At 63.2% G+C, this 22,050-nt stretch carries 29 protein-coding genes; 13 read left to right on the forward strand and 16 right to left on the reverse strand.

All coding sequences use genetic code 11. The features are described 5' to 3' along the window. Window positions 1-98: 98 nt before the first annotated feature. Entirely contained in the window at window positions 99-452 is a 354-nt protein-coding gene (locus EJ071_RS28590) for a cupin domain-containing protein (protein ID WP_126100846.1), read from the reverse strand. A gap of 263 nt (window positions 453-715) precedes the next feature. Between EJ071_RS28590 and EJ071_RS28595 the strand changes: the two genes are divergently transcribed. The 4 genes from EJ071_RS28595 (at window position 716) to EJ071_RS28610 (ending at window position 3,539) form a co-directional block, all read left to right on the forward strand. After that, a complete protein-coding gene (locus tag EJ071_RS28595; RefSeq protein WP_126100847.1) occupies window positions 716-1,036 on the forward strand; it encodes a hypothetical protein in 321 nt (106 codons plus the stop codon). Window positions 1,037-1,185: 149 nt separating this feature from the next. After that, window positions 1,186-1,515: a hypothetical protein gene (locus EJ071_RS28600; protein WP_126100848.1), complete on the forward strand. Its 330-nt coding sequence runs from the start codon at window positions 1,186-1,188 to the stop codon at window positions 1,513-1,515. Window positions 1,516-1,661: 146 nt separating this feature from the next. Continuing rightward, window positions 1,662-2,030, forward strand: coding sequence for a hypothetical protein (locus tag EJ071_RS28605; protein WP_126100849.1), 369 nt, complete (start codon window positions 1,662-1,664; stop codon window positions 2,028-2,030). Window positions 2,031-2,294: 264 nt separating this feature from the next. Next, window positions 2,295-3,539: a DUF763 domain-containing protein gene (locus EJ071_RS28610; RefSeq protein WP_126100850.1), complete on the forward strand. Its 1,245-nt coding sequence runs from the start codon at window positions 2,295-2,297 to the stop codon at window positions 3,537-3,539. Here the strand turns inward: EJ071_RS28610 and EJ071_RS28615 are convergent. From EJ071_RS28615 to EJ071_RS28635, 5 genes are all read right to left on the reverse strand, one after another. Then, a complete protein-coding gene (locus EJ071_RS28615; RefSeq protein ID WP_210211883.1) occupies window positions 3,536-4,561 on the reverse strand; it encodes an HNH endonuclease in 1,026 nt (341 codons plus the stop codon). The two genes, EJ071_RS28610 and EJ071_RS28615, sit on opposite strands and share 4 nt — an antisense overlap. A 27-nt stretch (window positions 4,562-4,588) precedes the next feature. Then, window positions 4,589-5,194, reverse strand: coding sequence for a DUF6456 domain-containing protein (locus EJ071_RS28620; protein WP_126100851.1), 606 nt, complete (start codon window positions 5,192-5,194; stop codon window positions 4,589-4,591). Window positions 5,195-5,301: 107 nt separating this feature from the next. Further along, a complete protein-coding gene (locus EJ071_RS28625; RefSeq protein WP_126100852.1) occupies window positions 5,302-6,111 on the reverse strand; it encodes a GcrA cell cycle regulator in 810 nt (269 codons plus the stop codon). Between the two features lie 137 nt (window positions 6,112-6,248). Beyond that, window positions 6,249-6,644: a hypothetical protein gene (locus tag EJ071_RS28630; protein WP_126100853.1), complete on the reverse strand. Its 396-nt coding sequence runs from the start codon at window positions 6,642-6,644 to the stop codon at window positions 6,249-6,251. After that, window positions 6,641-6,880 (reverse strand): hypothetical protein, encoded by a 240-nt coding sequence (locus EJ071_RS28635; protein WP_126100854.1) that lies wholly within the window; start codon window positions 6,878-6,880, stop codon window positions 6,641-6,643. The genes EJ071_RS28630 and EJ071_RS28635 overlap by 4 nt, the downstream gene beginning before the upstream one ends. A gap of 134 nt (window positions 6,881-7,014) precedes the next feature. On the opposite strand from EJ071_RS28635, the gene EJ071_RS28640 reads away from it, so the two are divergent. The 5 genes from EJ071_RS28640 (at window position 7,015) to EJ071_RS28660 (ending at window position 12,853) form a co-directional block, all read left to right on the forward strand. Next, the gene (locus EJ071_RS28640; protein WP_126100855.1) at window positions 7,015-7,659 is read left to right on the forward strand and encodes a S24 family peptidase; all 645 of its coding nucleotides are present in this window, start codon (window positions 7,015-7,017) and stop codon (window positions 7,657-7,659) included. Window positions 7,660-7,839: 180 nt separating this feature from the next. Then, window positions 7,840-11,079, forward strand: a complete 3,240-nt coding sequence (locus EJ071_RS28645; protein WP_245460003.1) for a tetratricopeptide repeat protein — start codon at window positions 7,840-7,842, stop codon at window positions 11,077-11,079. A 23-nt stretch (window positions 11,080-11,102) separates the two neighbouring features. Then, entirely contained in the window at window positions 11,103-11,870 is a 768-nt protein-coding gene (locus tag EJ071_RS28650) for a hypothetical protein (protein ID WP_126100856.1), read from the forward strand. Window positions 11,871-12,042: 172 nt separating this feature from the next. Continuing rightward, window positions 12,043-12,387, forward strand: a complete 345-nt coding sequence (locus EJ071_RS28655) for a hypothetical protein (protein ID WP_126100857.1) — start codon at window positions 12,043-12,045, stop codon at window positions 12,385-12,387. Window positions 12,388-12,643: 256 nt separating this feature from the next. Then, on the forward strand, window positions 12,644-12,853 hold the full coding sequence (locus EJ071_RS28660; protein ID WP_126100858.1) for a hypothetical protein: 210 nt from the start codon (window positions 12,644-12,646) through the stop codon (window positions 12,851-12,853). Between the two features lie 7 nt (window positions 12,854-12,860). Here EJ071_RS28660 and EJ071_RS28665 read toward each other — a convergent pair whose 3' ends face one another. From EJ071_RS28665 to EJ071_RS28680, 5 genes are all read right to left on the reverse strand, one after another. Continuing rightward, on the reverse strand, window positions 12,861-13,361 hold the full coding sequence (locus tag EJ071_RS28665; protein WP_126100859.1) for a porin: 501 nt from the start codon (window positions 13,359-13,361) through the stop codon (window positions 12,861-12,863). Between the two features lie 16 nt (window positions 13,362-13,377). Further along, a complete protein-coding gene (locus EJ071_RS40115) occupies window positions 13,378-13,512 on the reverse strand; it encodes a hypothetical protein (protein ID WP_281058881.1) in 135 nt (44 codons plus the stop codon). Window positions 13,513-13,527: 15 nt separating this feature from the next. After that, window positions 13,528-13,779, reverse strand: a complete 252-nt coding sequence (locus EJ071_RS28670) for a DUF2934 domain-containing protein (protein ID WP_126100860.1) — start codon at window positions 13,777-13,779, stop codon at window positions 13,528-13,530. A 214-nt stretch (window positions 13,780-13,993) separates the two neighbouring features. Then, the gene (locus EJ071_RS28675) at window positions 13,994-14,203 is read right to left on the reverse strand and encodes a hypothetical protein (RefSeq protein WP_059185484.1); all 210 of its coding nucleotides are present in this window, start codon (window positions 14,201-14,203) and stop codon (window positions 13,994-13,996) included. Window positions 14,204-14,279: 76 nt separating this feature from the next. Continuing rightward, a complete protein-coding gene (locus EJ071_RS28680; protein ID WP_126100861.1) occupies window positions 14,280-14,579 on the reverse strand; it encodes a DUF1236 domain-containing protein in 300 nt (99 codons plus the stop codon). A gap of 106 nt (window positions 14,580-14,685) precedes the next feature. Between EJ071_RS28680 and EJ071_RS28685 the strand changes: the two genes are divergently transcribed. Beyond that, window positions 14,686-14,985, forward strand: coding sequence for a hypothetical protein (locus EJ071_RS28685; protein ID WP_126100862.1), 300 nt, complete (start codon window positions 14,686-14,688; stop codon window positions 14,983-14,985). Between the two features lie 494 nt (window positions 14,986-15,479). Then, window positions 15,480-15,824, forward strand: a complete 345-nt coding sequence (locus EJ071_RS28690; protein WP_245460004.1) for a hypothetical protein — start codon at window positions 15,480-15,482, stop codon at window positions 15,822-15,824. Window positions 15,825-16,132: 308 nt separating this feature from the next. Here the strand turns inward: EJ071_RS28690 and EJ071_RS28695 are convergent, their stop codons facing one another. Both EJ071_RS28695 and EJ071_RS28700 read right to left on the reverse strand, forming a co-directional pair. After that, window positions 16,133-16,540 (reverse strand): hypothetical protein, encoded by a 408-nt coding sequence (locus EJ071_RS28695; protein ID WP_126100863.1) that lies wholly within the window; start codon window positions 16,538-16,540, stop codon window positions 16,133-16,135. Between the two features lie 476 nt (window positions 16,541-17,016). Continuing rightward, on the reverse strand, window positions 17,017-17,802 hold the full coding sequence (locus EJ071_RS28700) for a hypothetical protein (protein ID WP_189521247.1): 786 nt from the start codon (window positions 17,800-17,802) through the stop codon (window positions 17,017-17,019). A gap of 449 nt (window positions 17,803-18,251) precedes the next feature. Between EJ071_RS28700 and EJ071_RS28710 the strand changes: the two genes are divergently transcribed. Beyond that, window positions 18,252-18,434 (forward strand): hypothetical protein, encoded by a 183-nt coding sequence (locus tag EJ071_RS28710; protein WP_126100866.1) that lies wholly within the window; start codon window positions 18,252-18,254, stop codon window positions 18,432-18,434. On the opposite strand, the gene EJ071_RS28715 is transcribed toward EJ071_RS28710, so the two are convergent. Genes EJ071_RS28715 through EJ071_RS28725 form a run of 3 tightly spaced genes read right to left on the reverse strand, consistent with a single transcriptional unit; the run spans window position 18,403 to window position 20,519 of the window. Then, entirely contained in the window at window positions 18,403-18,834 is a 432-nt protein-coding gene (locus EJ071_RS28715; protein WP_245460005.1) for a TadE/TadG family type IV pilus assembly protein, read from the reverse strand. The genes EJ071_RS28710 and EJ071_RS28715 overlap by 32 nt on opposite strands. Beyond that, a complete protein-coding gene (locus tag EJ071_RS28720; RefSeq protein WP_126100868.1) occupies window positions 18,824-19,264 on the reverse strand; it encodes a TadE/TadG family type IV pilus assembly protein in 441 nt (146 codons plus the stop codon). Before EJ071_RS28720 ends, EJ071_RS28715 begins: the two co-directional genes overlap by 11 nt. 4 nt (window positions 19,265-19,268) lie before the next feature. Then, a complete protein-coding gene (locus tag EJ071_RS28725; RefSeq protein WP_126100869.1) occupies window positions 19,269-20,519 on the reverse strand; it encodes a pilus assembly protein TadG-related protein in 1,251 nt (416 codons plus the stop codon). A 280-nt stretch (window positions 20,520-20,799) separates the two neighbouring features. Between EJ071_RS28725 and EJ071_RS28730 the strand changes: the two genes are divergently transcribed. Further along, a complete protein-coding gene (locus EJ071_RS28730; RefSeq protein WP_126100870.1) occupies window positions 20,800-22,017 on the forward strand; it encodes a TadE/TadG family type IV pilus assembly protein in 1,218 nt (405 codons plus the stop codon). Window positions 22,018-22,050: the final 33 nt, after the last annotated feature.

Consider the following 22,050-nt stretch of genomic DNA (forward strand, 5'->3'; position numbering starts at 1 on the left):
AACGCTCTCCCTCATCGTAGGGCGCTGGCGCTTGACGCTCGGCGCCCCCCTCTGTCGCCTTCGGCGACATCTCCCCCTCAAGGGGGGAGATCAGCCTTTCACCCCACCACAACGACAAAATGCTTGGTCACCGGCTCGAGGATCTGCCAGGTGCCCTTGAAATCCGCCTCGACAACGAAGGCGTCGCCGGGGCCGACCTCGACCGGCTCGCCGCCATCCGGCGTGATGACGATGCGGCCGGCGATCATGTGCACGAATTCATAGTCGGTGTAGGTGGCATGATAGGTGCCGGGCGAAGCGCGCCAGGTGCCGGACATCACCTTGCCGTCCTCGGTGGTGTGCTGGACGGCGGTCTGCATGGTCGGCCTGCCCTCGACGACGACCCAGCCCGGCAGGTCGCCGGCCTCTGCATGCTCGACGGCGCCGAATTTGAGCATGGTGGGTTTGGTCATGAGTGGCTCCTGCGGTTGGATTTGGGTTGGTTGGACGTGGCATAGCCGATGGCTCCCGGGCTCCGCGCGCGATAACGCGACACGGCACGACGGGATGGCGATTGCCAATCTCCCCTTTGTGGATCCTTGTGGGCGAGATCGGCAGCTTCAGCGCCGGCTCCCGCTCCGCCCAGGATGTCGCGCCACGTTTTCCCGGGAACACCGGCCGTCCCGAAACCGTTTACTCCCTGAAGGGGCATCTATCGAACCTCAAGGAGGCAGCGATGAAACGGCTTCTGTTTGCTTCGATGATCGCCATCGCCTCGGCGTTTGCGATCGCGCCGGCCAGTGCCGGCAGCGTCCAGTTCGGTATCGGCGTCGGCCCGTCTTACGACCCGTACTATGGAGACGACTACTATGGCGGGTATTATCCTCACCGCTATTACCGACACGTCTACGATGACGACTACTACACTCCCTATCGTGAGCGTTATGTGGTTCGCTATCATAACCGGTATTATAGCGATAATTGCCGGATCAGGATCGTGAAGCACTGGCGCCATCACCACCGCGTCATCGAAAGAATCCGCATCTGCGAGCGCTGACCGACTAGTGCCCGCGACTGGCTGATCTTCCCCGCGAGGGGAACGGCCGCCCGCCCATTCCCAGCGATGGGCGGGCGAATATTAGCGATTGGGAACATAGGCTGCATCCGGCGCGTTTATGGGGTGATCAACCTCAGGAGGAGGTAGCCATGAAAAAGCTCCTGTTCGCCTCCGTAATAGCCATTGCGTCGGCTGCCGCCACGGTTGGCCCGGCCAATGCCGGCCGCCTCGAGTTCGGGATCGGCATCGGCGACGGCTATTACAATGACTACGACAACGACTACGGGCCCTACTACGGTGACTATTACGGCGATCGCTACATGTACCGCCCGTATTACGGCGAATATTACAGCTACAGGCCACACTACTACCGGCACCACTACTACTTCCGGCACCACAGGCGTTGCCATGTCGAATATGTGAGGCACTGGCGGCATCACCACCGGGTTTACGAGGCAATCCGCGTCTGCAGGTACTGAGCCGGGCCGCCATGCATGCAGGGACTGACGGTCGGCAACCGGCGCGGCAGCTTCAATCCCGCTGATTTTCGCGCAATCGCCAAGCGTCCGGGCAGCTTTCCGGCATGTCAAGCGTTGTCATAGTGAACCTTCAGGAGGAGGTTGCCATGAGAAAACTGTTACTTGCTTCGGTGATCGCCATCGCCTCCGCGGCAGCTACGGTCGCGCCTGCGGATGCACAGTTTTTCGGTCTTGGCGGCGGCCCTTTCGGCTTCGGTCCGTTCGGCGGCTTCAGCCCATTCTACGGTGGCCCGTTCTACGGCGGCCCGTTTTACGACTATGGCCCTCGCTATTACGGCCCGCGCTATTACGGCCCCCGCTATTACGGCCCGCGCTACTACGGCGGCCCCCGATATCTGATGCGCTATCCGCACCGTTACTACCGGCACCATCATCGCCGCTGTCACCGGGAATGGGTGAGGCATTGGCGTCATCACCACCGCGTGGTTGAACGCGTGTGGGTGTGCGGATATTGATGAGGGCTGGCTGATCTCCCCTTTGTGGGAGATGGCCGGTAGGACAGAAGGGTGCTGTCCCGCCAGCGTTTCAGCCTTTGGCCGCAGCAATTCTTTTCAGGTTGGTATCCGTCGTACGGCCGAGACCGAGAGGCCGCGATCCTTCGCGCCCCCCTCTGCCCTGCCGGGCATCTCCCCCACTTGGGGGGAGATCGGCAGCTTCAACGCCTTGCAAATCCCTCCCAAAATGCCATCTAAGTCGCCGGCATCCACGGAGAACACCACGTGACGCAGCGAAGCGGCAGCGCGGACCTGCCGCTGCATGGCGGGCGGGTTCCGAAATGGCTGGGCGAGCGCATGACCAAGCTCGGCGCGGTGCTGTGCGAAGCCATCATCCACCATTACGGCCGCGACGAGCTTTTGCGGCGCCTGGCGCATCCCTTCTGGTTCCAGTCTTTTGGCGCAGTGATGGGCATGGATTGGCATTCCTCCGGCATCACCACTTCCGTCATCGGCGCGCTGAAGCGCGGGCTGAACCCGATGTCCGGTGAGCTCGGCATCCATGTCTGCGGCGGGCGCGGCGCGCATTCGCGCAAGACGCCGGGCGAGCTCATCGCCATCGGCGACCGCGTCGGCCTCGACGGCGATGCCCTTGCAACCGCCAGCCGCCTCGTCGCCAAAGTCGACAGCGCCGCCGTGCAGGACGGCTACGACCTCTACCTCCACGGCTTCATCGTCACCGACGACGGGCGCTGGGTGGTGGTGCAGCAAGGCATGAACGGCGACGCCCGCCAGGCACGCCGCTATCACTGGCTGTCGGAGGGGCTGACGAGTTTCGTCGACCAGCCGCATGCGGCGATCGAGGGCGAGCGCCAAGGCGAGATCGTCAACCTCACCGACCATCGCGCGGAGAGAGCGCGTGGAAGTCAGATCGAGGTGCTCAAGACGATGAGCCCTGAGAAGATCCTGACCGAGCTTGCCGTGCTGGAGCCGCAGCCTGAGCCCGAACCCGCCGCGCAGCCGCTCTTACCCAACCTCATCATGCCCGCGCATCACGACGTGCGCGAGAGCGACATCGTCATGCGCCGCCTGCACGGCAACATTTCCGCCGCGATCGAAAGCGGCCCCAAGGATTTCCCTGAATTGCTCCTGGTGCCCGGCGTCGGCCCGCGCACGGTGCGCGCCTTGGCCATGGTCTCGGAAGTGGTGCACGGCGCGCCCTACCGTTTCTCCGACCCGGCGCGCTTCTCGCTCGCCCACGGCGGCAAGGACCGCCACCCCTTCCCCGTGCCGCTCAAGGTCTATGACGAGACGATCTCGGTGCTGAAATCGGCGGTGAGCAAGGCGAGACTCGGGCGGGACGAGGAACTGCAGGCGCTCAAGCGGCTGGACGGGGAGTCACGGCGGATGGAGCGCTATGTGACGGGGCCGAGCCTGAAGGAGATCGTGGCTGGAGAGATGGACCAGTCGCATTTGCTGGGCGGGCGGAGTGTGTTTGGGTGGGAGGGGCCGGAGGATAAGAAGGCCTAACCGGAAACGAACACTTCGGTCCGATGATGGGCGAGATAGTTTTGCTGTTGCGCTGTGAATGCCCCAACATGCCAGGTGGCCGGCGCTTCAGCGAAGCCGAACCGCTGCATTGCGAGTTGATCAAACCCGAGCCGCTGCAAGTCCGTTCGGTCAACGCGAGGCGAGACCAGAACTTCACCGCCATCGTTGAAGCTGATGAAGCCGCGATCGAACAGATGGTCGGCGTCCGGCGTTAGAAGCAACCCATTCATGCCGTCGAGCCGTTCTTGCGCGGAATTGCACAGACGCCACGGCTTGATATGGCTTGCGATCAGCAGTGACGGGTTCGTCACGCCTGTAAGGCGGCACGACCGCTCCACTATCTCAACGTTCGCTCGGAACCTGCCCTGTCCGCGACGGGCCAGAATGACACTCTTCCTGACCGTATCATCAAGGCTACGATCATCTTTGATCTGCCGCTCGACAGCGTCTTCGAGCTGTTCATTGACGATTTCAAAAGTCAGGCTATTGGCACCACCGCGCTCCAGAGCAGTTCTGTCGAAAACTGCATCGGCGACGATTGTTTGAAATACTGCCGGCGAGACGTTTGCGAGATACGCCTTTTGATTGCCCGCTCCCGATGTCGAGCTAATTGGTGAGTACTTGGTGGGAAGCAGCGGCCCCAGTACATCGATCAATGCTTTTGGGCGTACGGGCGGATCAAGCTGTGTCCAGAACACAGGGAGAAGCCAGCCTTCTTTGTTCCAGTAGGATCCAGCTTCCTTGAATTCTGCTGGCTTAGGCGCGGTGAACGCAAATTCGGTAACTCGACCAACGTATCGAATAGCTTGATCGAAAAAGGACAAGACGAAATCGCCGGGCGAGGCCCGGCGCATATTGTTATAAAATTCGCTGCGAGCGCCGTTACTTTCAGTTTTCGGAGACCAGAGATACTGGCCCTCGATCTCCTGGCGGCCTGTCTGATTATGATTGACCCACCAAAACTGCGGCATGGCAAAGAAATGTCTGAGAAGATTAGTCAACAGGTCTAGGCTAGCCTGGCAGCTTGTTCAAGGCCCCCACCCCGCCCGCCTCCCCATCATCCCATAATGCACCGCCAGCAGATCCAGCCCCACCTTCAGCAGCTTGACCACCACATCGCGCCCGTCGCCGGTGCGTTCGGCGATTGCCTTCACCGACTGGCCCTCGAGGCAGATTTTTCGCACCACTTCCGCCACCTCCCAATGGGCGAGCGCTGCGGCGGCGTGGGCATGCGCCCGGCCGGCGCTAAGCACGCGGTCGGGGATGCCGCCGCCGATGCGGCCGCCGTCGACGCGCTCGCTCCAGGATTGCGGCTGCAGGCCCTCGCGGGCGGCGCGCTCGAAGTCATCGCGAAAACGCTGGCCGGCCTCGCGCTGCTGGCGTGTGAGCGAGGTGATGCCGGTGAGCGGATCGACATTGCGCAGGCGCACGATGCCGCCGGTGGAGGTGAAGCCGCCGTTCGAGACCTCGTAGACGCGGCGCGCCTCGGCCGTGCCGGGCGTGAGGCGCTGGCGGCCGTAGGCGTCGGCCTTCAGCGCGAAATCATGGCCGATCTCGCGGCGGATGCGCACCTGCTCGGACTCGCCTTTGGGGAGCTTCGGCGGCTGGGGTTTCTTGGCGGATTTGCGGGGCATGGGGGTTCCTTGTGTGGGCGGTAATTGGAAAGGCTGGCGGGACAGCGCCCCCCTCTGTCGCCTTCGGCGACATCTCCCCTCAAGGAGGGAGATTAGCGGCGCTCCCCTCACATCCCCCTCACGCGATGGCCATGAAACCGCGCGTGGTGATGCGCGCAGTAGGAGCGCGTGCCTGTGATGCGCAGACCGCAGCAGAGCATGTCCGCGCCGGGCCTCGCGCCGAGCGGGGCATCATCTGCATCCTCGCGCAGCGTGAGGTCGATCGGGGCGCGGCAGCGGCCGAACAGGCAATCGAGGAAACGCATCGCCGCGACATGCGGCTGGCGGCCGAGCGCCACTGGGGGCGGCGGCGCGGGGAGCTTGTAGAGCTGGGCTTCGGATTTTTCACGCTCGCCGGCGAGCCAGGCGGGCGGAAGCGTGCGCGCGGGCTTTCGCGGCCTGGGTTTTTTGGGCTTGGGCGCGCGAGACGTGACGGCGCGGTCTGCATTCGCGGAGACCCCATACACTGAGAGGTCGGCGGGACAGCACCCCCCTCTGCCCTCCCGGGCATCTCCCCCGCAAGGGGGGAGATCAGCAGTTCCGGCGCTGGCGACCTCGACCAACTCGACATGCCTGGAAAGCGCCGTCGCCTCGGAGAGCGTGATACCTCCAGCCGGCCTGCCCCGCCGACCGGCCCTGCCCTGCGCCTGTAGCCGCGCATTCTTCCTTGGACGGCCGCCGGCGCGGCCGCCCTTGGGATTGGCGAAGCCGATGGCTCGCAGGCCTGCGTTGCGGTGGACGATGCCGATGATGGCGTTGCGGGAGACCGGGCTGCCGCGCAGCGCGCTGAAGCGTCCGGCGATGCGTGAGGCGGACAGCCCCTCCTTCAGCCAGGCGGCGATCTCGTCGATTTCCTTTTCGGTGTAGGCGGCTGCCATGTGTCATTCCATCGATTGCAAAGGGCTTGGGCTTGCGAAGAGTTGGGCCCGAGCCAAGCGCCAGGGTTCGGCCGCGAGGCCGCGTGTCAGGTTCAGCGGAAGGGTTGGGTCAGGCGGCGGATGGAGCGTTCGCCGTTTTACGGAAACGGCGAACGCTCCATCTCGTTGTTTTGACGCGATTCCGGACGGAAATCCGCTTCGCACTTTTCCTGGAATTGCTCTGGCGCCGCGCCAAGCAGTCGAAGAAGTGCCGCCTCGGCGGCGGCGCGCGTCAGCCCCGACACCGCCCGGCCCGACGCGCGGTCGAACAGGATTACGGTACCATCCTCGGTGCGGATGCAAGAGGCGCCCGAATTGGGGGCCGGAGCCGAGGGAGGAGCGGCTCCGGCCGTTCCGGTGAACCGGGGTGCGGGCGGTTCAGCCGGATCCGGGGCGAGCGCCCCGGAATGCGTCCGGACCGGGGAGGAGGACGGCCCGGACGATTGGAATTCGAAAGGCGATCTGAATTCGAAAGATGGGGGAAGCGCGTTCATGCCGCCTCCCCCAGCGAGGCGCTGTGGCCGGCCAGCCATTCGTAGCTGACGCCGGCAATGCCGCGCCTGCGGCTCGCGGCCACCACATGCGGCCAGTGGTGCGGCGCGATGCGCCCGCGACGGCGCATCTGGCGGGCCGCTTCATAGCCGCAGCCGACATCGGCGGCGAAGGCGCCGATGCTCTGCCAGCGGTCGATAAGCTCCGAAATATTCGTGGGCGGCCCCGAGACGCTCATGGGCTGCACCGGAATCACGGACAATGCGGAAATGCTTGCGGGACGCTCATTCATGCGCTAAGCGTACGTTATGTACGAAAGGCGCGCAAGCGAAATCGTACACTTTGGACGATAATTTTCAGGCATTTTGTACGATGATGGATTCTCGGCACAGATTGCAGCAGGCGCGCGCCCAGGCGGGCTATGCCTCGCCCAGCGATGCGGCGCGGGCGCTGCGCGACATCAACAAGAACACGCTGATCAGCCATGAGAACGGCAACCGGCCGCTGTCGCGCAAGGCGGCGGAGAAATACGGCCGGCTGTTCGGCGTCGACCCGGGCTGGCTCTTGTTCAATGGTGGTTTGGGGACCGATGGCGCCGAGGCCGCGCCGGTCCACCTTGCCCCCTCGCCCGTCACTGTCGACGTGCCGATCGTGTCATGGATCAGCGCCGGCGAGCTCGGCAGCCAGGAGGGCGTGGTCAATCTCTCCGACTATCCGACGATCCCCACCGCCGACCTCGAGGAGGGCGAGTGGATTGCGCTGCGCGTCGACGGGCCGTCGATGAACAAGATCTCGCCGCCGGATTCGATCATCTTCGTCAATCTGCGCGACAAGCGGCTGGTGACCAATGGCTGCTACGTGATCGCCGACGAGACCGGACGCGCCACCTACAAGCGCTACCGTCCCAACGACACCCCGCCCTTCCAGCCGGCGTCCTATCTCGACATCCCGCCGCCGGAGTTGGAGGGCGCGATCACCATCATCGGGCGGGTGAAGCGGTCGATGATCGATATGTGAGAGTGGGCCGACGGTTGGCGCGAGCGGCCACTCAGCCAATCTCCCCCGCAATCGGCCCGCAAAGCGGAGATCAGCTGTTTTCGACTGCCGTTGCAATTTCTGCTTGCATTCTGGAACAAAAACAGAACTATATAGGCGACTGCAGCCGCCACCGCGGCAACTCCGGGGGGAGGATCCGTCATGTCACGCCGCACCGGCGCCTTTGCGCGCGCATTCGTCGCTTGGCTTTCGCGCGGGCCGCTGCTGGCGCTGGCGGGGATGGCGATGCTTGGCGGGCTGGCCAGTCCGACGCTCGCCGCCGTCAGGGACTATGCCCTTTGCTTCGGCGACGACAAAGGTCCGAGTGACGACCAAGGCTTGGGCGGCCTGAGTGGCCCGACATACAAAAAGGAAGCCGGCGTCGACAAAGGTGCTGCCGAGCAGCGCATCGCTGCCTGCACGGTGATTGCCGAGGACGATACGGAGGCGTCGCGCCTGCGCGTCTCGGCCTATTTCTACCGGGGCGTCGCTCGGGACGACCTGGAGGACTTGGACGGCGCGATCGCCGATTACAGCGAGGCGATCGCGCTCGACCCCAAGCGGGCTTCTGTATATTTCAACCGTGGCTCCGACTGGTACAACAAGGGCGACGACGAGCGCGCGATCGCGGATTTCAACATCGCCATCAGCCTGGAGCCGTCAGCCGGCGACGCCTATGCCAGCCGCGGCTGGGCGTTTTTACGCAGAGGCAAGGTCGACGCGGCCATCCTCGATTTCCAGCAGGCGATCGAGGCCGAGCCGCGAAGCAACAGGGGTCATACCGGCCTCGGCGCGGCCTGGGCCAAGAAAGGCGAGCGGGAAAAATCGATCGCCGAATATGGCGAGGCAATCCGTCTCGACCCGACGGACCTGATTGCCTTGGTCAATCGCGGCATTGCCCGCGCCGCCAGGGGCGAGTTCGACAGCGCCATAACCGACTATGACGCGGCGTTAAGCGCCGATCCCGAGAGCGCCGATGCCTATGCCAACCGCAGCGCCGCCTGGATCGGCAAGGAGGACTGGGCGCGCGCGATCGCCGACGCCAACAGGGCGATCGAGCTCGACGCCGGGATCATCGACGGCTATTACGCCCGAGCCGTCGCCTGGGCGAGCAAAGGCAACAACGATCGCGCGCTTGCCGATTTCGACAAGGCGATCGAACTCGATGGGAACGATGCTAGGCTCTGGTTCGGCCGTTCGCTAATTCGGTCACGCAACGGGGACACCGTCGGCGCCGCCGCCGACTGCCAGCGCGCTGTCGAGCTCGACCCGAAGCGGGCCGGCTCCTGCCGCGAAACCGCGCCGGCCGAAGCAACCCAGCCGGCAACCGCCACGACAAGGGATCCGGCGGCCGCCAGAACTCTGCTCGAGCGCGCCCAGATGCGGCTATCGAAATATGGCGTGGACGGCGCGCTGCTCGATTTCGACAGGGCGATCAGCCTCGATCCCGACAATGCCGACGCCTATTTCGGCCGCAGCCGCGCCAGGATGCTCAAGGGCGATCAGGCCGGCGCTGCAGCCGATTGCCGGCGCGCCATCGAACTCGACCTGAATCGGATGGGGACCTGCGACGAGCAGGTCGCCGGCGACGAAGGCAGACCGGCTCCGCCGCCAGTCATCCAACAGTCGCGACCTTCCGCTGCGGCAGCCGTTGAAACCCTGGCCAAGCAAATCGGCCAAGGCAAAGCCGAATCAACCGGCAAGCTGTCCGTCTCAAAGATGTCGGAGTTGATCCAGGCGACAGATCCGCAGGTTCTGGTCGCGGTGCAAAAGGGCGACGGCCTGTCGGACGCCGGCAAATACGACGAAGCCATCGGCGCTTATGGCAAAGCCATCGCGCTCGATCCTCGTAGCCCGCTCGCCTATTTCGGCCGAGGCAAGGCGTGGGACGCCAAACATGACTATGGCCGCGCCGTCGCCGATTACGACCGAGTCATCGAGTTCCTCCCAAATCTGGTATCGGCAAGGATCTTTAGGGGCTTGGCCAGGGCCATGTCGGGCGATGTCGAGGGCGCCCTAGCCGATTGCGGTCAGGCCGCCGCGCTCGACCCAAAGGCGCGAGACGCGTTCTTCTGCAAGGGCATGGCCTGGCACGCCAAGGGCGATACCGGGCTTTCGATCGCGGCCTATTCGGCAGCGATCGAAATCGATCCGAAAGACGCCGCCAGCTACTATGGGCGCGGTATGGCGCGAGCCGAAAGGAAGGACTACGGCGGCGCCATTGCCGATTTCGACATGGCGCTCAAGCTCGACCCTCGCAATTCCAATTATGCCGTCAGCCGCAAAGCGGCGGTGGCGGCGAAGGGACAAAGCGATGAAGCCGACGCTGCGGCCAGCGCGGATCTGCAGGCTGTCATGGCAGTGTTGGAACGCGGCGACGCCTTCTATGCGAAACGCAAATACGATCGCGCCATCACTGAGTACAGCCGCGCCGTGGCGCTCGCGCCAAACGAACCGTCGACGTATTCGGCGCGCGCTAGGGCGCGCCTGCAAAAGGGCGACTATGACGGGGCCCTGGTCGACGTCAACCGAGCGCTTGAGATCGATCCATCCTACATCCAAGCCTATCACGGCCGCGCTCTAACGCTGGTGAAGAAACGCGAGCCGGAAAAGGCCATCGCCGATTTCAACCGTGCGATCGAAATGAAGCCGGACTATGCCCCGTTTTATTTCGGGCGCGGCAGCGCCTGGTACTATATGGGCGACTTCGACCGCGCCATCGCCGATCTCGACCGGGCGCTCGAGCTCGATCCCAAATCCGACATGGCCCGTCAAGGCCGAAAATTGGCAATGGCTGCGAAGGAAAAAGCATCTCGCTCGAAAAAGCCCGGCAAGCCTACCAAGGGGACGCTCGACGGGGACACCCTGTCCCAGGGCCTCAGGCAGGCAAGCGCGATGGTGTTCTTCAACATGGGCCGCGCGCTGCAAGAAAAGGGCGACTATGACGGCGCCATCGCAGAATTCGACCAGGCAATCGACCTCGATCCGAACAATGCCTCAGCCTATTACTGCCGTGCTCAGAGCCTTACCTTGAAACGTAACTTTGAGCAGGCTCTTGCCGATTACGACAAAGCCATCAGCCGTGCCCCCACCGAAGCGAAGATTTATGCGGATCGCGGTTTAGTGCGGATGAGCCGGCATGACAGCGATGGCGCATACAGCGACTTCCAAAAGGCGCTCAGTCTCGATCCCAAAAACGTGTCCGGCTACTATGGCCGAGGCGTGATCCGGAAAACCAGAGGGGACTATGACGGCGCCATTGCCGACCTCAGCAAAGGCATCGAGCTCAATCCGAACTTCGCCCGGCTATATGAGGCGCGAAGCAAAGTATGGGAAGCCAAGGGCAACCGCAAGCACGCCGAGGCCGACCGCAAGAAGGCGCTGAGCCTCGGAGCGGAGTGAGCAGGGTGTCGGAGCGCAGGCGGATGTCGCGTTGGAAATGGCTGCAAGTGGCGGCGGTCGTTCCTTTGAGCTTCGTTGAGGCGAAAGTGCTGCCAACGATGTTCGGCGGCGGCAGATATCACCACGAGTCGGTGGCGAAGCCGCCCCAGCCGGTGACCACCGCCGACGTCGATGCCGAGATCCGGAAGCAGGATCTCCGGATATTCGAGGCGATCGCCCGGGAATTTCCGGACGACTACGATGCGATGCTGCGCAAGATCACTGCCGCGGCTCAGACCGGAAGCGAAGCAGACGTGCGCAATACCAGCAGACAGGCGGTCGCCGATCTGAGGCACAGATATGCACCGCTCTTGCCTTCAGCGCCGAACAGCGAGGTCTCGCAAGCGCTTTCCGCACAGCTTGACATGCTCAATCATGTCATGGCGCGCGAAACGCCGGCCACCTGCAACAATTACCTGCGCAACGGGCCGGACGCGATCAGCGCGCCCGGCCACGATTTCCTGGCTGACCTGGACAGGATCGGCGCCACGCTGTTCCACGCCTTCGGCGCCGCCAAAAGAGGCGGCCTGCCGGCGGCCGTGCCTAGCGATCAGGACTGGTCGCTGGTCGCCGACGTTTTCACAAAGATCGGTGGCACGCCGGCCGAGATGGAGGCTATCTCGAACGCCAAGCAGGACTTCCCGGGCCTGTGCCCGGCCATGGCGAAATTCTATGAGGCCGCCCTGTTACTGCAAGGCGAGCCTGGGTGGCACATCAAAACCGCGCTGCTCCACGCCATCGTCAAGAATTAGGCTCCGCACCGGATTTTGGGGCGGGCGCTTGACGAAATCGGCACGCAGCTCGAAGGCTTTCCGATGCGGCCCGTTGCCTCAAGGCGCGACTTATCGTTCAATTTGTACGAACATTACTTGACTGTATTTCGTACATAAAGTACGATACATTCCTTCCTTTGAGGGGACTTGCGTGAACACCGCGAACCATGGCGCTTTCGCCGACCTCTCCCACCCGCTGCTGTCGCCATTGCCGTTCGCCGAGCGCGAGCGCCTCGCCGGCGCCTGGCGCATGGCCAGCCAGGACATCGCCGACGACATCCGCTTCATCCGGCAATATCTCATGGTGATCGCCGAGAAGGACGAGCGGCTTTCGACCGGCACGCTGGTCCATGGCCGCGCCTATGTCGAGGCCTGCGCCGCCTGGCTGCCGGAGACGGTGGCGCGGTATCTGAGAAACCTCAGGCTGATCAGCGAATGCGAGTGCGCGATGCTTGCGGCCGGCGTGCGGTTTGCAAGGTCGAGCGATGCGTGGTGAGGCGCCTTCTGCCCTTGCGGAAGAAGGCAGGGCGCCCGCAGGACAGAGGGGCGCGAAGGAACGCTGCGAAGACAGCCGCCGCGCCGGTCCGCCCCACGTAGAGCGAGAAAAAAACCAGCCGCTGCAACCTTCGGCTCTCCGCCTCAAAAAATGCATCGTTTCACACAATTGCCAATTGGTGGACGCCAGCGAGTGGCGGGTAGTTAATTCCTCTCAGGCTAGGAGGAAAGCCGCATACCAGGGAGGAACTCGTTTGATGGATTACCAAATCGACATCGGCATACAGCCTGACGATCAGCCCTACGAAGTCACCTCATTTGCCAGGAAGCATGGCCTGACGATCCCGGTCGCGGACGCAGTGCTTTTCGCCAAGGGCCCGTCGCCGTCGCGGGCTGCCTGCGATACAGCCGCGCTGGCCTTCCTCTGCGCGGTCGCCCAATACGCCAGGAAGCAGGGAGCGCGCTAGCCTCTCCCTACCAGCTGAACTGCAGCCCCGCATTGCCGCCGACGACGCCGCCGGAGAAAGCGACGCCGAGCGTGCCGGTCAGCCGGCCGCCGTGGGCGAAGCCTTCGCTCAGCACCGCAGCACCCGTAATGCCGAAGGCGTCGGCGTCTCCGGCATTGCCCCAGTTGACGCGCAGGCCGAAATGCTCGCCCTTGACGAGATCCGGTGCGGCAAGAGCTGCCGAGATCGAGGCGTTCTCGAAGGCACGGGTGACGCGGTTGTCGATGTCGTCAACCTGGCTGGCAAGGGCTGTCTTGCCCGTGACGGTGGTGGTCCCGCCTTCGCCGTCATCGACTGTCCGCTTCGTCTCGCCGGTCTGGGCGTTGATGCAGGTATTGGTGCCCGGGCTGTAATAGTAATTGGTGCCATAGGCGGCGCAGACCCTGACATATTCGACCGCGGCCTCGGAAGGTGCGGCGAAGAGCGTTGCCGCGCCGAGGATCGCCGGCGCAAGGAAATATCTGAACATGGTTGCCCCGCGGCTCTTACCAGGTGAGCTGCAGGCCGGCGTTGCCGCCGACGGTCTTGCCGGAGAAGGCGACGCCGGCAGCGCCGGTCAGCCGTCCATTGCCGCCGGAGAAAAGGCCCTCGCCCAGCACGGCCGCGCCGGTCACGCCCATGGCATTGGACTGAAATCAGGCCTTGGCTTTGGCCGCCTTGGCGGGTTTGGCTGCCTTGGCGGGTTTTTCAGCCTTCGCCGCCTTTGGCTTGGCGGCCTTGGCGGCGGCGGCCTTCTTCGGCGCGGCCTTGGCTTTCGGCTTCGCAGCGCCGTCGATCTCGGCAGCCGCCTGGTCCCAGTGCTCCATATGCGCGCCTTCCGGCCGGCCGGCCTGCTCCCAGATCTCGTGCGCCCGCCGGCGAATGCGTTCCTGCCTGTCGTCCGTCACTGTCGCCTCCTTTAGCTGGGGCCGTTCCCCGACGGAAACATTAAAGCATGTCTCCCGAAAGTGGGAACCGGTTTCGGGACAAAGACATGCGTAAAATCAAAAAAAACCAAAGCGCATGGCGCGAATCTGAAAGATCGCAACGCGCTTTAGCCGAATTTTCCGGTGGCGTCTTGCACTCGACGCATGGGTGGCTGAACTTCGGCAGCGATTTCCTTCAGTGCGCGTCGGAGATGACGGCGACGCCCAGATAGGCTGCCTTTTTTGTGATCAATCCGGCCAGATCGGCATCGGAACGCTCGGTCCCGGTACGCTCGCGCAGAATGGCGATCGCATCCTTCATCGACAGCAGGCCGGTGCAATGTTCAGCGAGAAGCTTGTCAACATTCCTGGCAATATCAGGGGATTCGACATGGGGATGATGCATGGCTGCGACTCCTTTCTAGGAGCCGGCATCCCCCCGCCGGAATGGCGGGAGGATCGGGGCTCGTAAGCACGTAAGGTTACTCGATGACCTGCACTACTCTACGCGTGCCCGGGTCGACCAGAACCGTATGGTCGTTGACGATCGTGTATCTATACTGAACGTCCGGAACCGTCTGCAATTCGACCGTATCAGGCACGGTCGAGCCGACGCCAAGCTCCAGCCCCAGAACATTGACTGAGGCGATCGGGTGCTTGTGGACATATTCCTTGACGACGGTCTGCTGCTCAGGGGTGACGATCACCTCGTCCGCAGCCGCAAAGCCGATGCCGGCCATCAGAGCCAGGCCGGCGACAGCAGGAATGAGGGTGGTTTTCATCGTAATTCTCCTGTTGCGTTGGCGAGCTCCGCGATGGCTCCGCCAGAGCGGAAACATCGGCAGATCGAACATAGGAGCTCGCGGAGCAAACGCCTGCGGAAGGCTCTTGTTCCGTCAGCGGCGGCTAATTGGTTTCTCCCGCGGCGGCCGACTGGGAACCGTCGCGGCGGCTTTCGCATTGTTCGCGTTGATGCGCCGGCACGCTGTCGAAGCTGCGTTGTCTCCCGAACGCGGCGGCACGCCGTCGATCGAACGCGGCGGCACGCCGTCGATCGAACGCGGCGGCACGCCGTCGATCCGGCGAGAGATCGGGCAAGGTTATTTAGGGAAGCGGGAACCCGGACAGCCCGACCTGCTTATCGTGATGACACAGGATTTCGCAGGCCGGGCCGTGTCCAGCAGTTGAATGCCAGGCATGAAGAATGTGCATCTGTTAAGCCGGACGCGCAACTCACGGTATGCGAGAGGCTGAAATCTGGTCTACCTTGCAAACCACATATCGTCGGCCGGCATCCTGAGAAACAGACAAACCGGCCCCCGCCGCCTTAGCAGGAAAGCAGCGGGGTCGGCCCTTCCGCCGATGAAGGGACGTTCTCGGCGGTCGTAGGGAGTGCGGAATCGTAGGGGCAGGTTCTAGCTGAACAGGATTGCGGCGGTCGCGAAGGCGACGCACAAGCCAAGCAACGGCGCTAGAAGCCAGCGCGCCTCATAGACGCTGCGATCCATTAGTTCCTCCTGATCCATGTGATGAAGGGAACGGATCGATCCTGGCTTGGTTCCTGAAGCAGAAGTCCCGGACCGCAGGTCCTGACGGCATCGGCCTTAAGACCTATGGCACGGAGGCTCCCTGAAGTCTTGCGATCCTGCCGGAAAAGGTGCAAGGGTCGGGACGGGTAGAAAATGGGCGAGATCGCCGGAACCGGAAGCGGTCACGGCGCTCGGGTTGGGCAAATGTATTTTCCGCAGTTTCTTGTGGGAATGACGGCAACGCTCCTGGTGGTCCTGGGTTGGACGTACGCATCCACGGGATCGATCTGGGCATCGCTGGGCTGGACGTTCCTCGCGGGCGTTGTGCTGCAGGCAGGCTACTTCGTGGCCGTGCTGTGGCTCGTGCAAGCCGAAGGCCGGGTGACGGACGAAACCAAGGCGACCGACGCCAACGCCGCCAAGCTGCCCGGCCCGTTCGAGCGGGACGGCATCATCCACGCGCTGATCTCGCTTCTGTTCCCAAGGCTGCTGCCGTAATTTAACGGTTCGGCGCCTGCGGAAGGCGCGCAACTCCCGACACTCGTCTTAGCCCCCCGGGAGCGGCCCGGCACCCTTGGTCTCACGGAGCAAGAGCACCAGGCCTGACCGGCGAGGACCGCTTACGGGACTTCTCTAGTTGGGTGCACCGGCTAGCAAAGAAATATACGCAATCGCTAATGTAATCGGAATGCATCCATAAGGAGAAAAGCAGGAGTAGCTCGCCGTGTGGGTGCGGAACAGCTCGGCAAGATTGCCGCGGCACAGAATTCTGCACCGTGGCAATGCTTTGATGGAAGGGTGCGGCGTCAGCGCGCGGTGGCGGCTGTGGCCGAACGCACGGTTTCGGCAGCCGAGAAGACCACGAAGGCAAAGACCAGCACGGCGGCGGCGACGATCAACGAGCCGATCGCCACGACCGGCTCGATCTCCGGATGGCCTCCCGCCAGCATCCAGTAGAGCGCCGGCAGCATGATGACGAGTCCGACCGTATAGAGGCCGTAATGGATCATGGCGACGCGGCGCTCGGCCTTGGCCGGATTGAGCGCATAGTAGCCGCCGAAGATGGCGCTGGTGACCCAGCCGAGAAGGTTGATGTGGGCATGCGCCGGGAAGGCGCCGTGATCGCCCGAAATCGCCATCTGCAGCCCGGCGGCTACGCCCAGGATAAGAAAGACGATGGCAGTTTTAAAGAAAAGCTCCGAAACCCGCGGCATTTTGTTGTCCTCCCAATGCCCTGTGGAAAATCCCTCACCCGCCAAGCCTACACGCTGCAAGGCATATTAGCCACGACGCACTGAGGGCGGCGGCGCGTTTTGGTGTGGATTGCTCCATTCTCCACTCGAGGAGCGTCTCGTCGCGCAAGGCGTTGGCGCCACGCGCAGCCGCGATGGCATCAAAAGATATTGCTCGTTGCCCTTTCAATGATGATTGTATCGTACTACGATGTTAAATCTCGGGCGGCAACCAGGAATGGGCGCCGACATCCAACGCTGCGGCTCCCGCTTTGGCTCGCCTTGAAAGAGGCGAGCTTTTTCTTGTAATTTTTTTCTTGTCGTGGGTGGCTCGGCTCGCGCCGCTTCGTTCGTTGCCCATCTCCCGCCGTTCCGAATAGTTTGCCCACCAAGCCAGCAAAAATGCCGCCGAGCGAGGCCCGGCGGCATGGCAGTCCACCCTCTGGCAGGCTCGCGCCTTACGGCGTCGTCATCGATGCGGCTTCCTGATCGATCTTGTCGGCCAGCACGCCCTTGGCCCAGTCCGTCACCTCCTGATCGACCGGCTTGTTGGCCATGTCCTGAAGAGCGGTGTCGAGCGAAGCGTCATCGGGGGCAGGCGCATTATCAACCGCGGTCTGGGCATCCGCGACCGCTTGGGTATCATCGGCGATTGCCGTGTTCTGCGCGTCGATCTGCGCCTGCACGTCGGCGATCTGCGCGTCGAGAGCCGTCTGCTGTTCGGGCGTGAAGCCGGTAGTGTCAGTCGCGTTGAGGTCGGCGAGCTGCGTGGTGAGGTCGGCGAGCGTGGCCTGGTCGGCGGCCAGCTTGGCGTTTGCCGCGTCGAGTTTGGCCTGCGCATTCTGGGCTACGGCCGCCTGAGTCACATAGGCCTGAATGCTGGCGAACTTCTTGCTCTTGGAGTTCATGTAGGCGTTGATGTTGCGCTGCAGCGAGTTCAACCGGCCGAGCTTGGCGTGTATGTTCTTTTCCTTCGGCGTGGCGGCCGTAGCCGTGTCATCCGTGGTGTCGTCCTGCGACTTCGCCACCTGCCCGGGAGCCGACGCCTTGCCATGCGTGCCGCTGTTGCCCTTGCCGCCGGCATTGCCGCCACCGTTGCCGTTACCGCCGCCGTTTCCGTTGCCGCCGCCATGGCTGCCACCATTGCCGTGGCCGCCGCCATTGCCGCCGGCCCCGGCAAGCGCCGGAGCTGCCGCGAGCGCAAGGATGGCCAATGAAGCCAGAAGTGTCTTTCGGATCGTCATCGTGTTTCTCCGCAGGTGAATCGCCACCACTGCCCAACCGCTAGGCCGCGTCATATGAGAATTCCCTAACGGCTTGGAGTAACTTTTAGACAAATACCGTCGCGGCAAGAGAGCAAACCTGGGAAGCGTCCCCGGAACCGGCCACGTTCCTATATTAACTTATTGAAATCATTTCATAAATAAATGGCCCATGCTCCTATCCGCCCTCTGGAACAATGAAGGCCCATGTCGCATCGGACCATGGACCCAAGATCATGCGGCCGCAGTCGGCGTCAGGGTTCCAAACCCTTGTTTATGTAGAGGTTTTCGCAAAAAACGCCGCGCCAGTCAGGGGCCCCGCGCATGGGAGCCGTCAGCATTTGGCCGCTCAAGCGCGTCGGCGGTTTGTCTTACGCAATCCCGGATGATATCGACATATACTTTTATATAGTTTTCCCGGAATTGCGATCTTGCTTGGCGCAATTCCGGACGGAAAACCGCTGCTCACTTTTCCTGGAATTGCGATCTTGCTTGGCGCAATTCCGGACGGAAAACCGCTGCTCACTTTTCCTGGAATTGCTCTAGCTGCAGATCAGCTCGATATCGACCTTTCTGTTCCGGCTATGACGGGCAAGCTCCTTTCACGCTGTTGAGGAGCGGCACGTTCACCGTGGTCGACTGGCTGACCGGGAAGTCGCTGAAAAACGGGAAATCGATGACGAAGGCATAGCTGGCGTTCACATGCGCTATGCAGAAGCCGCCGCTCGGGGGATCAGTGGTGATTGTGACATCGACATTCTGCAAGCCAAGCGCCAGCAGCTTCTGCGTGGCGATCGTCTGAATCTGCGATTGGGTCATCGTGTTGTTGAGCTGCAGCGAGCGCGCTGAGGCCTCCAGCGCGTAGCGCACGCTGGACATGTTGTTCATCGACCAGCCGAAGGCGAAGATGCCGAACAAGAGCATGATCAGGAAGGGCACGATCAGCGCGAATTCAATCGCGGCTCCGCCGGAGCTGTCGCCGGCAAACGCCTTTGCTCTTTTGTCAGCGGACACGGACCACCTGTAGGTGGGAGAGCGCCGTGTCATGTGGGAAAACGCCGAAGCTGAAGGGCGGCACCCAGGTGCCCGACGCCTGGATCTGGACATAGATCGAGGGAAGCTTGGATCCCGCGCAGACGGTCGACGACACGACCACGGTGGTTCCGCATTTGTAGGTGCGGGAAATCGCGACCGCCGCATCGTCGGGCTTCTTTTGCCAGCTTGAGAGCGCGGCGGCCTGGATGGCGTTGTCATCGCTGGCGCCAGCCAACAGCAGGTTCGCGGCCGTCTTCACGCCGGACCGCATCGCCAGCGAGTTGGTGACGTAGGACCAGCCGTCAGCGATGCCGAAGAGCGCAGTGCACAGTACCGGCAGCACCAGCGCGAATTCCACCGCGGCGGCGCCGGAGCGGCTCTTGCGGAAGCGGATTGCGGTTGGCCCCATGCCGCTACTCGACGACCGCGACCGACGCCGCCGCCGGGATATCCCTCATCCCGAGGCTCGTGCAGTCCTGCTTGATGGTGGTGCTGCCCGACCATTGGATGGTGTCGGCAACCACCTGCGTGCAGCCGCCCGTCCCGGAGAAGTTGCCGAGATAGTTGACCTGCTGCTTGGGGAAATAGATGGCGCCAGTCAGCAACGAGTCCGCAGTGCCGTTGAAGGTGCTCTGCGCCGCGTTCCCGGTCCTGTCGCCATAGAACAGCACGCCGGAATAGGTGCCCGAGGTCGGCGCGCTGAGCGTGACCGTGGCGTTGCCGTTCATGCTGACGGTGTTGCTGCCGGACATGAAGATGGTCACGCCGGTGCAGGGTGCGGCGCAGGTCACCACCGCGCCGGCGTTGATCTTGAAACTGCCTTGCACGACATAAGTGCCCGAAGAAAGCGCGACACTGCCCTTGAGGTCCATCCCGCTGCAATAGGTCCCAGCCTGGAGTGTTTGCGACGTCTTGCTGCCGTTGACATTCTTGCACGGGTTGGTGGCCGCCGGCGCCGGCAGATCGGAGAACGGGTCAGAAGCGGGCAATGCCTGTGTGATCGGGGCGGCGCAGACCGTGGTTGCCGGAGTGTTCAGCACCACGCCCCCGACCGAGATCAGGCAGTCGACCGAGAGCCCGGCCGATCCCTGCGACTTGATGGCATCGCTGGCGGTCGAATTCGCCATGATCGAGCAGCCGACCAGGTTGACGTTGGTGTTGCCGGAAAACAGCACCGACTGCGAGGCCGCCGGATCGAGCGCCCGCATGCAGGCCTTGGAAGCATCGGTGATCAAGGCCACCGCCCTCGCCTGCTCCGGCACCTTGCTCTGGGTAAAGATGGCGGTGAACATCCGGTCGAGATCCTGGTTGAGGATAACTTCGACCGCCTTCTTGGCCGTGTTCGGCCCCGAGGTGGGCGGCGTGTGGACGACAATGGTGCCGGTGCCGAGGCCGTTGTCGGTGGCCGACTGTGTGGCGGCCGCCGTGATCGCCGCGGTGTCGGATCCGGCGACCTTTTCCAGCGCGCCGGCATAGGCGGCGGCGTCGGCCGTCGCCTGCAGCTTCAGGCTCGAATAGTACCAATAGGACGTTTCGACGCCGAGCCCGGCCCCGCCGACGACGACCGGCAAGGCGAGCGCGAAGATGGTTGCAACATTGCCGCCCTCGCCGCCGCGCAGGCGACGGGAGACGAACTGTCTGAAAATTCGACTAAATGAGGCCATGGCCGAGTTCGCCCAAGCTATCCCGGCTAACACGTTCAACATCCGCCGATAAACGAATGGCTAATTTTTTTCCTCGACTTGCGGCATTTGGACCCCTGAGGGCGTATTTGCCACCTTACGCCGCAGGACATCGGACTTAGGTCCCAGTTTGTATCAGACTAAGGTGTAACTATTAGAAAAGGCTGCTATTTTAGCATTTCCTGCATTTTATCTTTTTCGGAAATCCCTCGTAGAGACAGGATGGCGTATCGATCTTCCATATCCGGCGAGGGCGGCTCCGATGATTGGACAGTTCTGGGCTTCGAAGCGCGGCAATTTCGCCCTGGCGACCGCGATCGCCATGGTGCCGCTGATGCTCGTCTTGGCCGGCGTCGTCGACCTGGTGGGCACCAGCGACGACGCCGCGCAACTGCAGAACTCGCTGGACGCGGCCGGGCTCGCGGTGGGCACGAAATACCAGCCGAGCATGTCGGCGAACGATGTGCGGCAGCTCGGCCAGACTTTCTTCGCGGCCAATATGAGCGCGGCCGACGCCCAGGAATATTCGGGCAGCGTCGATGCCTTCCAGGCGACCGCCAGCGGCGATCCGAGCGCCTACTATATTTCTTTGTCGTCGAGCATCAGCCGGCCGGCCTTCGTCAGCGGCGCGCCCGCCTGGCAGGCGACGCGCTCGGCTGCCATCGAGGTCAAGCCCGGGGCGCAGGCGTGCGTGCTGGCGCTCGATCCGCATGCCGACGACGCCGTCAGCCTGCAGGGCTCCACCAATGTCGCGATGAACGGCTGCGTGATCGCCGCCAATTCGGACGCGGCCGACGCCGTCAGCCGCGGCGGCTCGGCGATCGTCAGCGCCGGATGCGTCTCGACGGTAGGCACGACCTCCGGCCTCACGCCGCCCAATGCCACGTTTTCCTGCGACGCGCCGCTGGAAAACCAGTATGCGTCCTTCGATCCGCTGGCCAATGTCACGCCTCCCCCCTACGGGCTCTGCACCGCAATGCCCAACGGCAAGACGATCACGCTCTCGCCCGGCACGTATTGCGACAAGACCTGGTCGGGACAGATCACGCTCAATCCGGGCGTCTACATCCTGCGAAACGTCGCCATAAAGCCCGGCGGCAACGGCAGCCTGACGGGGCACGGCGTGACGATTTTCCTGATGGAGGGATCGCAGATCACCATCAACGCCAACGAGACGGTGGACCTCTCACCGATGACCAGCGGTCCTTATGCCGGCATCACCATCTTCCAGGCCCACGGCAACACACAGGCGCTGACGTTGAACGGCGGATCCGGCTCGGTGGTGAGCGGCTTCATCTATGCCCCCGACGCGCCCATCACCTATGCCGGCAACTCGGACATGAATGCGCAGGGCAGTTGCCTGCGGCTGGTCGGCAAAACCGTCGCCATGACGGGGAATTCGGCGGTGAAGTCGGACTGCACGGCCGAGCTCGGCAATCGCGAGATGTATGCCGGCAGGATGATCACCCTGGTGAAGTAGCGCTGTCTGTTGGCGAATTCCCTCAAAGGCCGC

Source organism: Mesorhizobium sp. M1B.F.Ca.ET.045.04.1.1, assembly GCF_003952465.1.
Taxonomy (GTDB): Bacteria; Pseudomonadota; Alphaproteobacteria; order Rhizobiales; family Rhizobiaceae; genus Mesorhizobium; species Mesorhizobium shonense.

Bases quoted from the DNA above. Each gene is read 5' to 3' on its own strand.
- EJ071_RS28590 (WP_126100846.1), bottom strand. From the start codon at position 452: ATGACCAAACCCACCATGCTCAAATTCGGCGCCGTCGAGCATGCAGAG.
- EJ071_RS28595 (WP_126100847.1), top strand. From the start codon at position 716: ATGAAACGGCTTCTGTTTGCTTCGATGATCGCCATCGCCTCGGCGTTT.
- EJ071_RS28600 (WP_126100848.1), top strand. From the start codon at position 1,186: ATGAAAAAGCTCCTGTTCGCCTCCGTAATAGCCATTGCGTCGGCTGCC.
- EJ071_RS28605 (WP_126100849.1), top strand. From the start codon at position 1,662: ATGAGAAAACTGTTACTTGCTTCGGTGATCGCCATCGCCTCCGCGGCA.
- EJ071_RS28620 (WP_126100851.1), bottom strand. From the start codon at position 5,194: ATGCCCCGCAAATCCGCCAAGAAACCCCAGCCGCCGAAGCTCCCCAAA.
- EJ071_RS28625 (WP_126100852.1), bottom strand. From the start codon at position 6,111: ATGGCAGCCGCCTACACCGAAAAGGAAATCGACGAGATCGCCGCCTGG.
- EJ071_RS28630 (WP_126100853.1), bottom strand. From the start codon at position 6,644: ATGAACGCGCTTCCCCCATCTTTCGAATTCAGATCGCCTTTCGAATTC.
- EJ071_RS28635 (WP_126100854.1), bottom strand. From the start codon at position 6,880: ATGAGCGTCTCGGGGCCGCCCACGAATATTTCGGAGCTTATCGACCGC.
- EJ071_RS28640 (WP_126100855.1), top strand. From the start codon at position 7,015: ATGATGGATTCTCGGCACAGATTGCAGCAGGCGCGCGCCCAGGCGGGC.
- EJ071_RS28645 (WP_245460003.1), top strand. From the start codon at position 7,840: ATGTCACGCCGCACCGGCGCCTTTGCGCGCGCATTCGTCGCTTGGCTT.
- EJ071_RS28650 (WP_126100856.1), top strand. From the start codon at position 11,103: ATGTCGCGTTGGAAATGGCTGCAAGTGGCGGCGGTCGTTCCTTTGAGC.
- EJ071_RS28660 (WP_126100858.1), top strand. From the start codon at position 12,644: ATGGATTACCAAATCGACATCGGCATACAGCCTGACGATCAGCCCTAC.
- EJ071_RS28665 (WP_126100859.1), bottom strand. From the start codon at position 13,361: ATGTTCAGATATTTCCTTGCGCCGGCGATCCTCGGCGCGGCAACGCTC.
- EJ071_RS40115 (WP_281058881.1), bottom strand. From the start codon at position 13,512: ATGGGCGTGACCGGCGCGGCCGTGCTGGGCGAGGGCCTTTTCTCCGGC.
- EJ071_RS28675 (WP_059185484.1), bottom strand. From the start codon at position 14,203: ATGCATCATCCCCATGTCGAATCCCCTGATATTGCCAGGAATGTTGAC.
- EJ071_RS28680 (WP_126100861.1), bottom strand. From the start codon at position 14,579: ATGAAAACCACCCTCATTCCTGCTGTCGCCGGCCTGGCTCTGATGGCC.
- EJ071_RS28690 (WP_245460004.1), top strand. From the start codon at position 15,480: ATGGGCGAGATCGCCGGAACCGGAAGCGGTCACGGCGCTCGGGTTGGG.
- EJ071_RS28695 (WP_126100863.1), bottom strand. From the start codon at position 16,540: ATGCCGCGGGTTTCGGAGCTTTTCTTTAAAACTGCCATCGTCTTTCTT.
- EJ071_RS28700 (WP_189521247.1), bottom strand. From the start codon at position 17,802: ATGACGATCCGAAAGACACTTCTGGCTTCATTGGCCATCCTTGCGCTC.
- EJ071_RS28720 (WP_126100868.1), bottom strand. From the start codon at position 19,264: ATGGGGCCAACCGCAATCCGCTTCCGCAAGAGCCGCTCCGGCGCCGCC.
- EJ071_RS28725 (WP_126100869.1), bottom strand. From the start codon at position 20,519: ATGGCCTCATTTAGTCGAATTTTCAGACAGTTCGTCTCCCGTCGCCTG.
- EJ071_RS28730 (WP_126100870.1), top strand. From the start codon at position 20,800: ATGATTGGACAGTTCTGGGCTTCGAAGCGCGGCAATTTCGCCCTGGCG.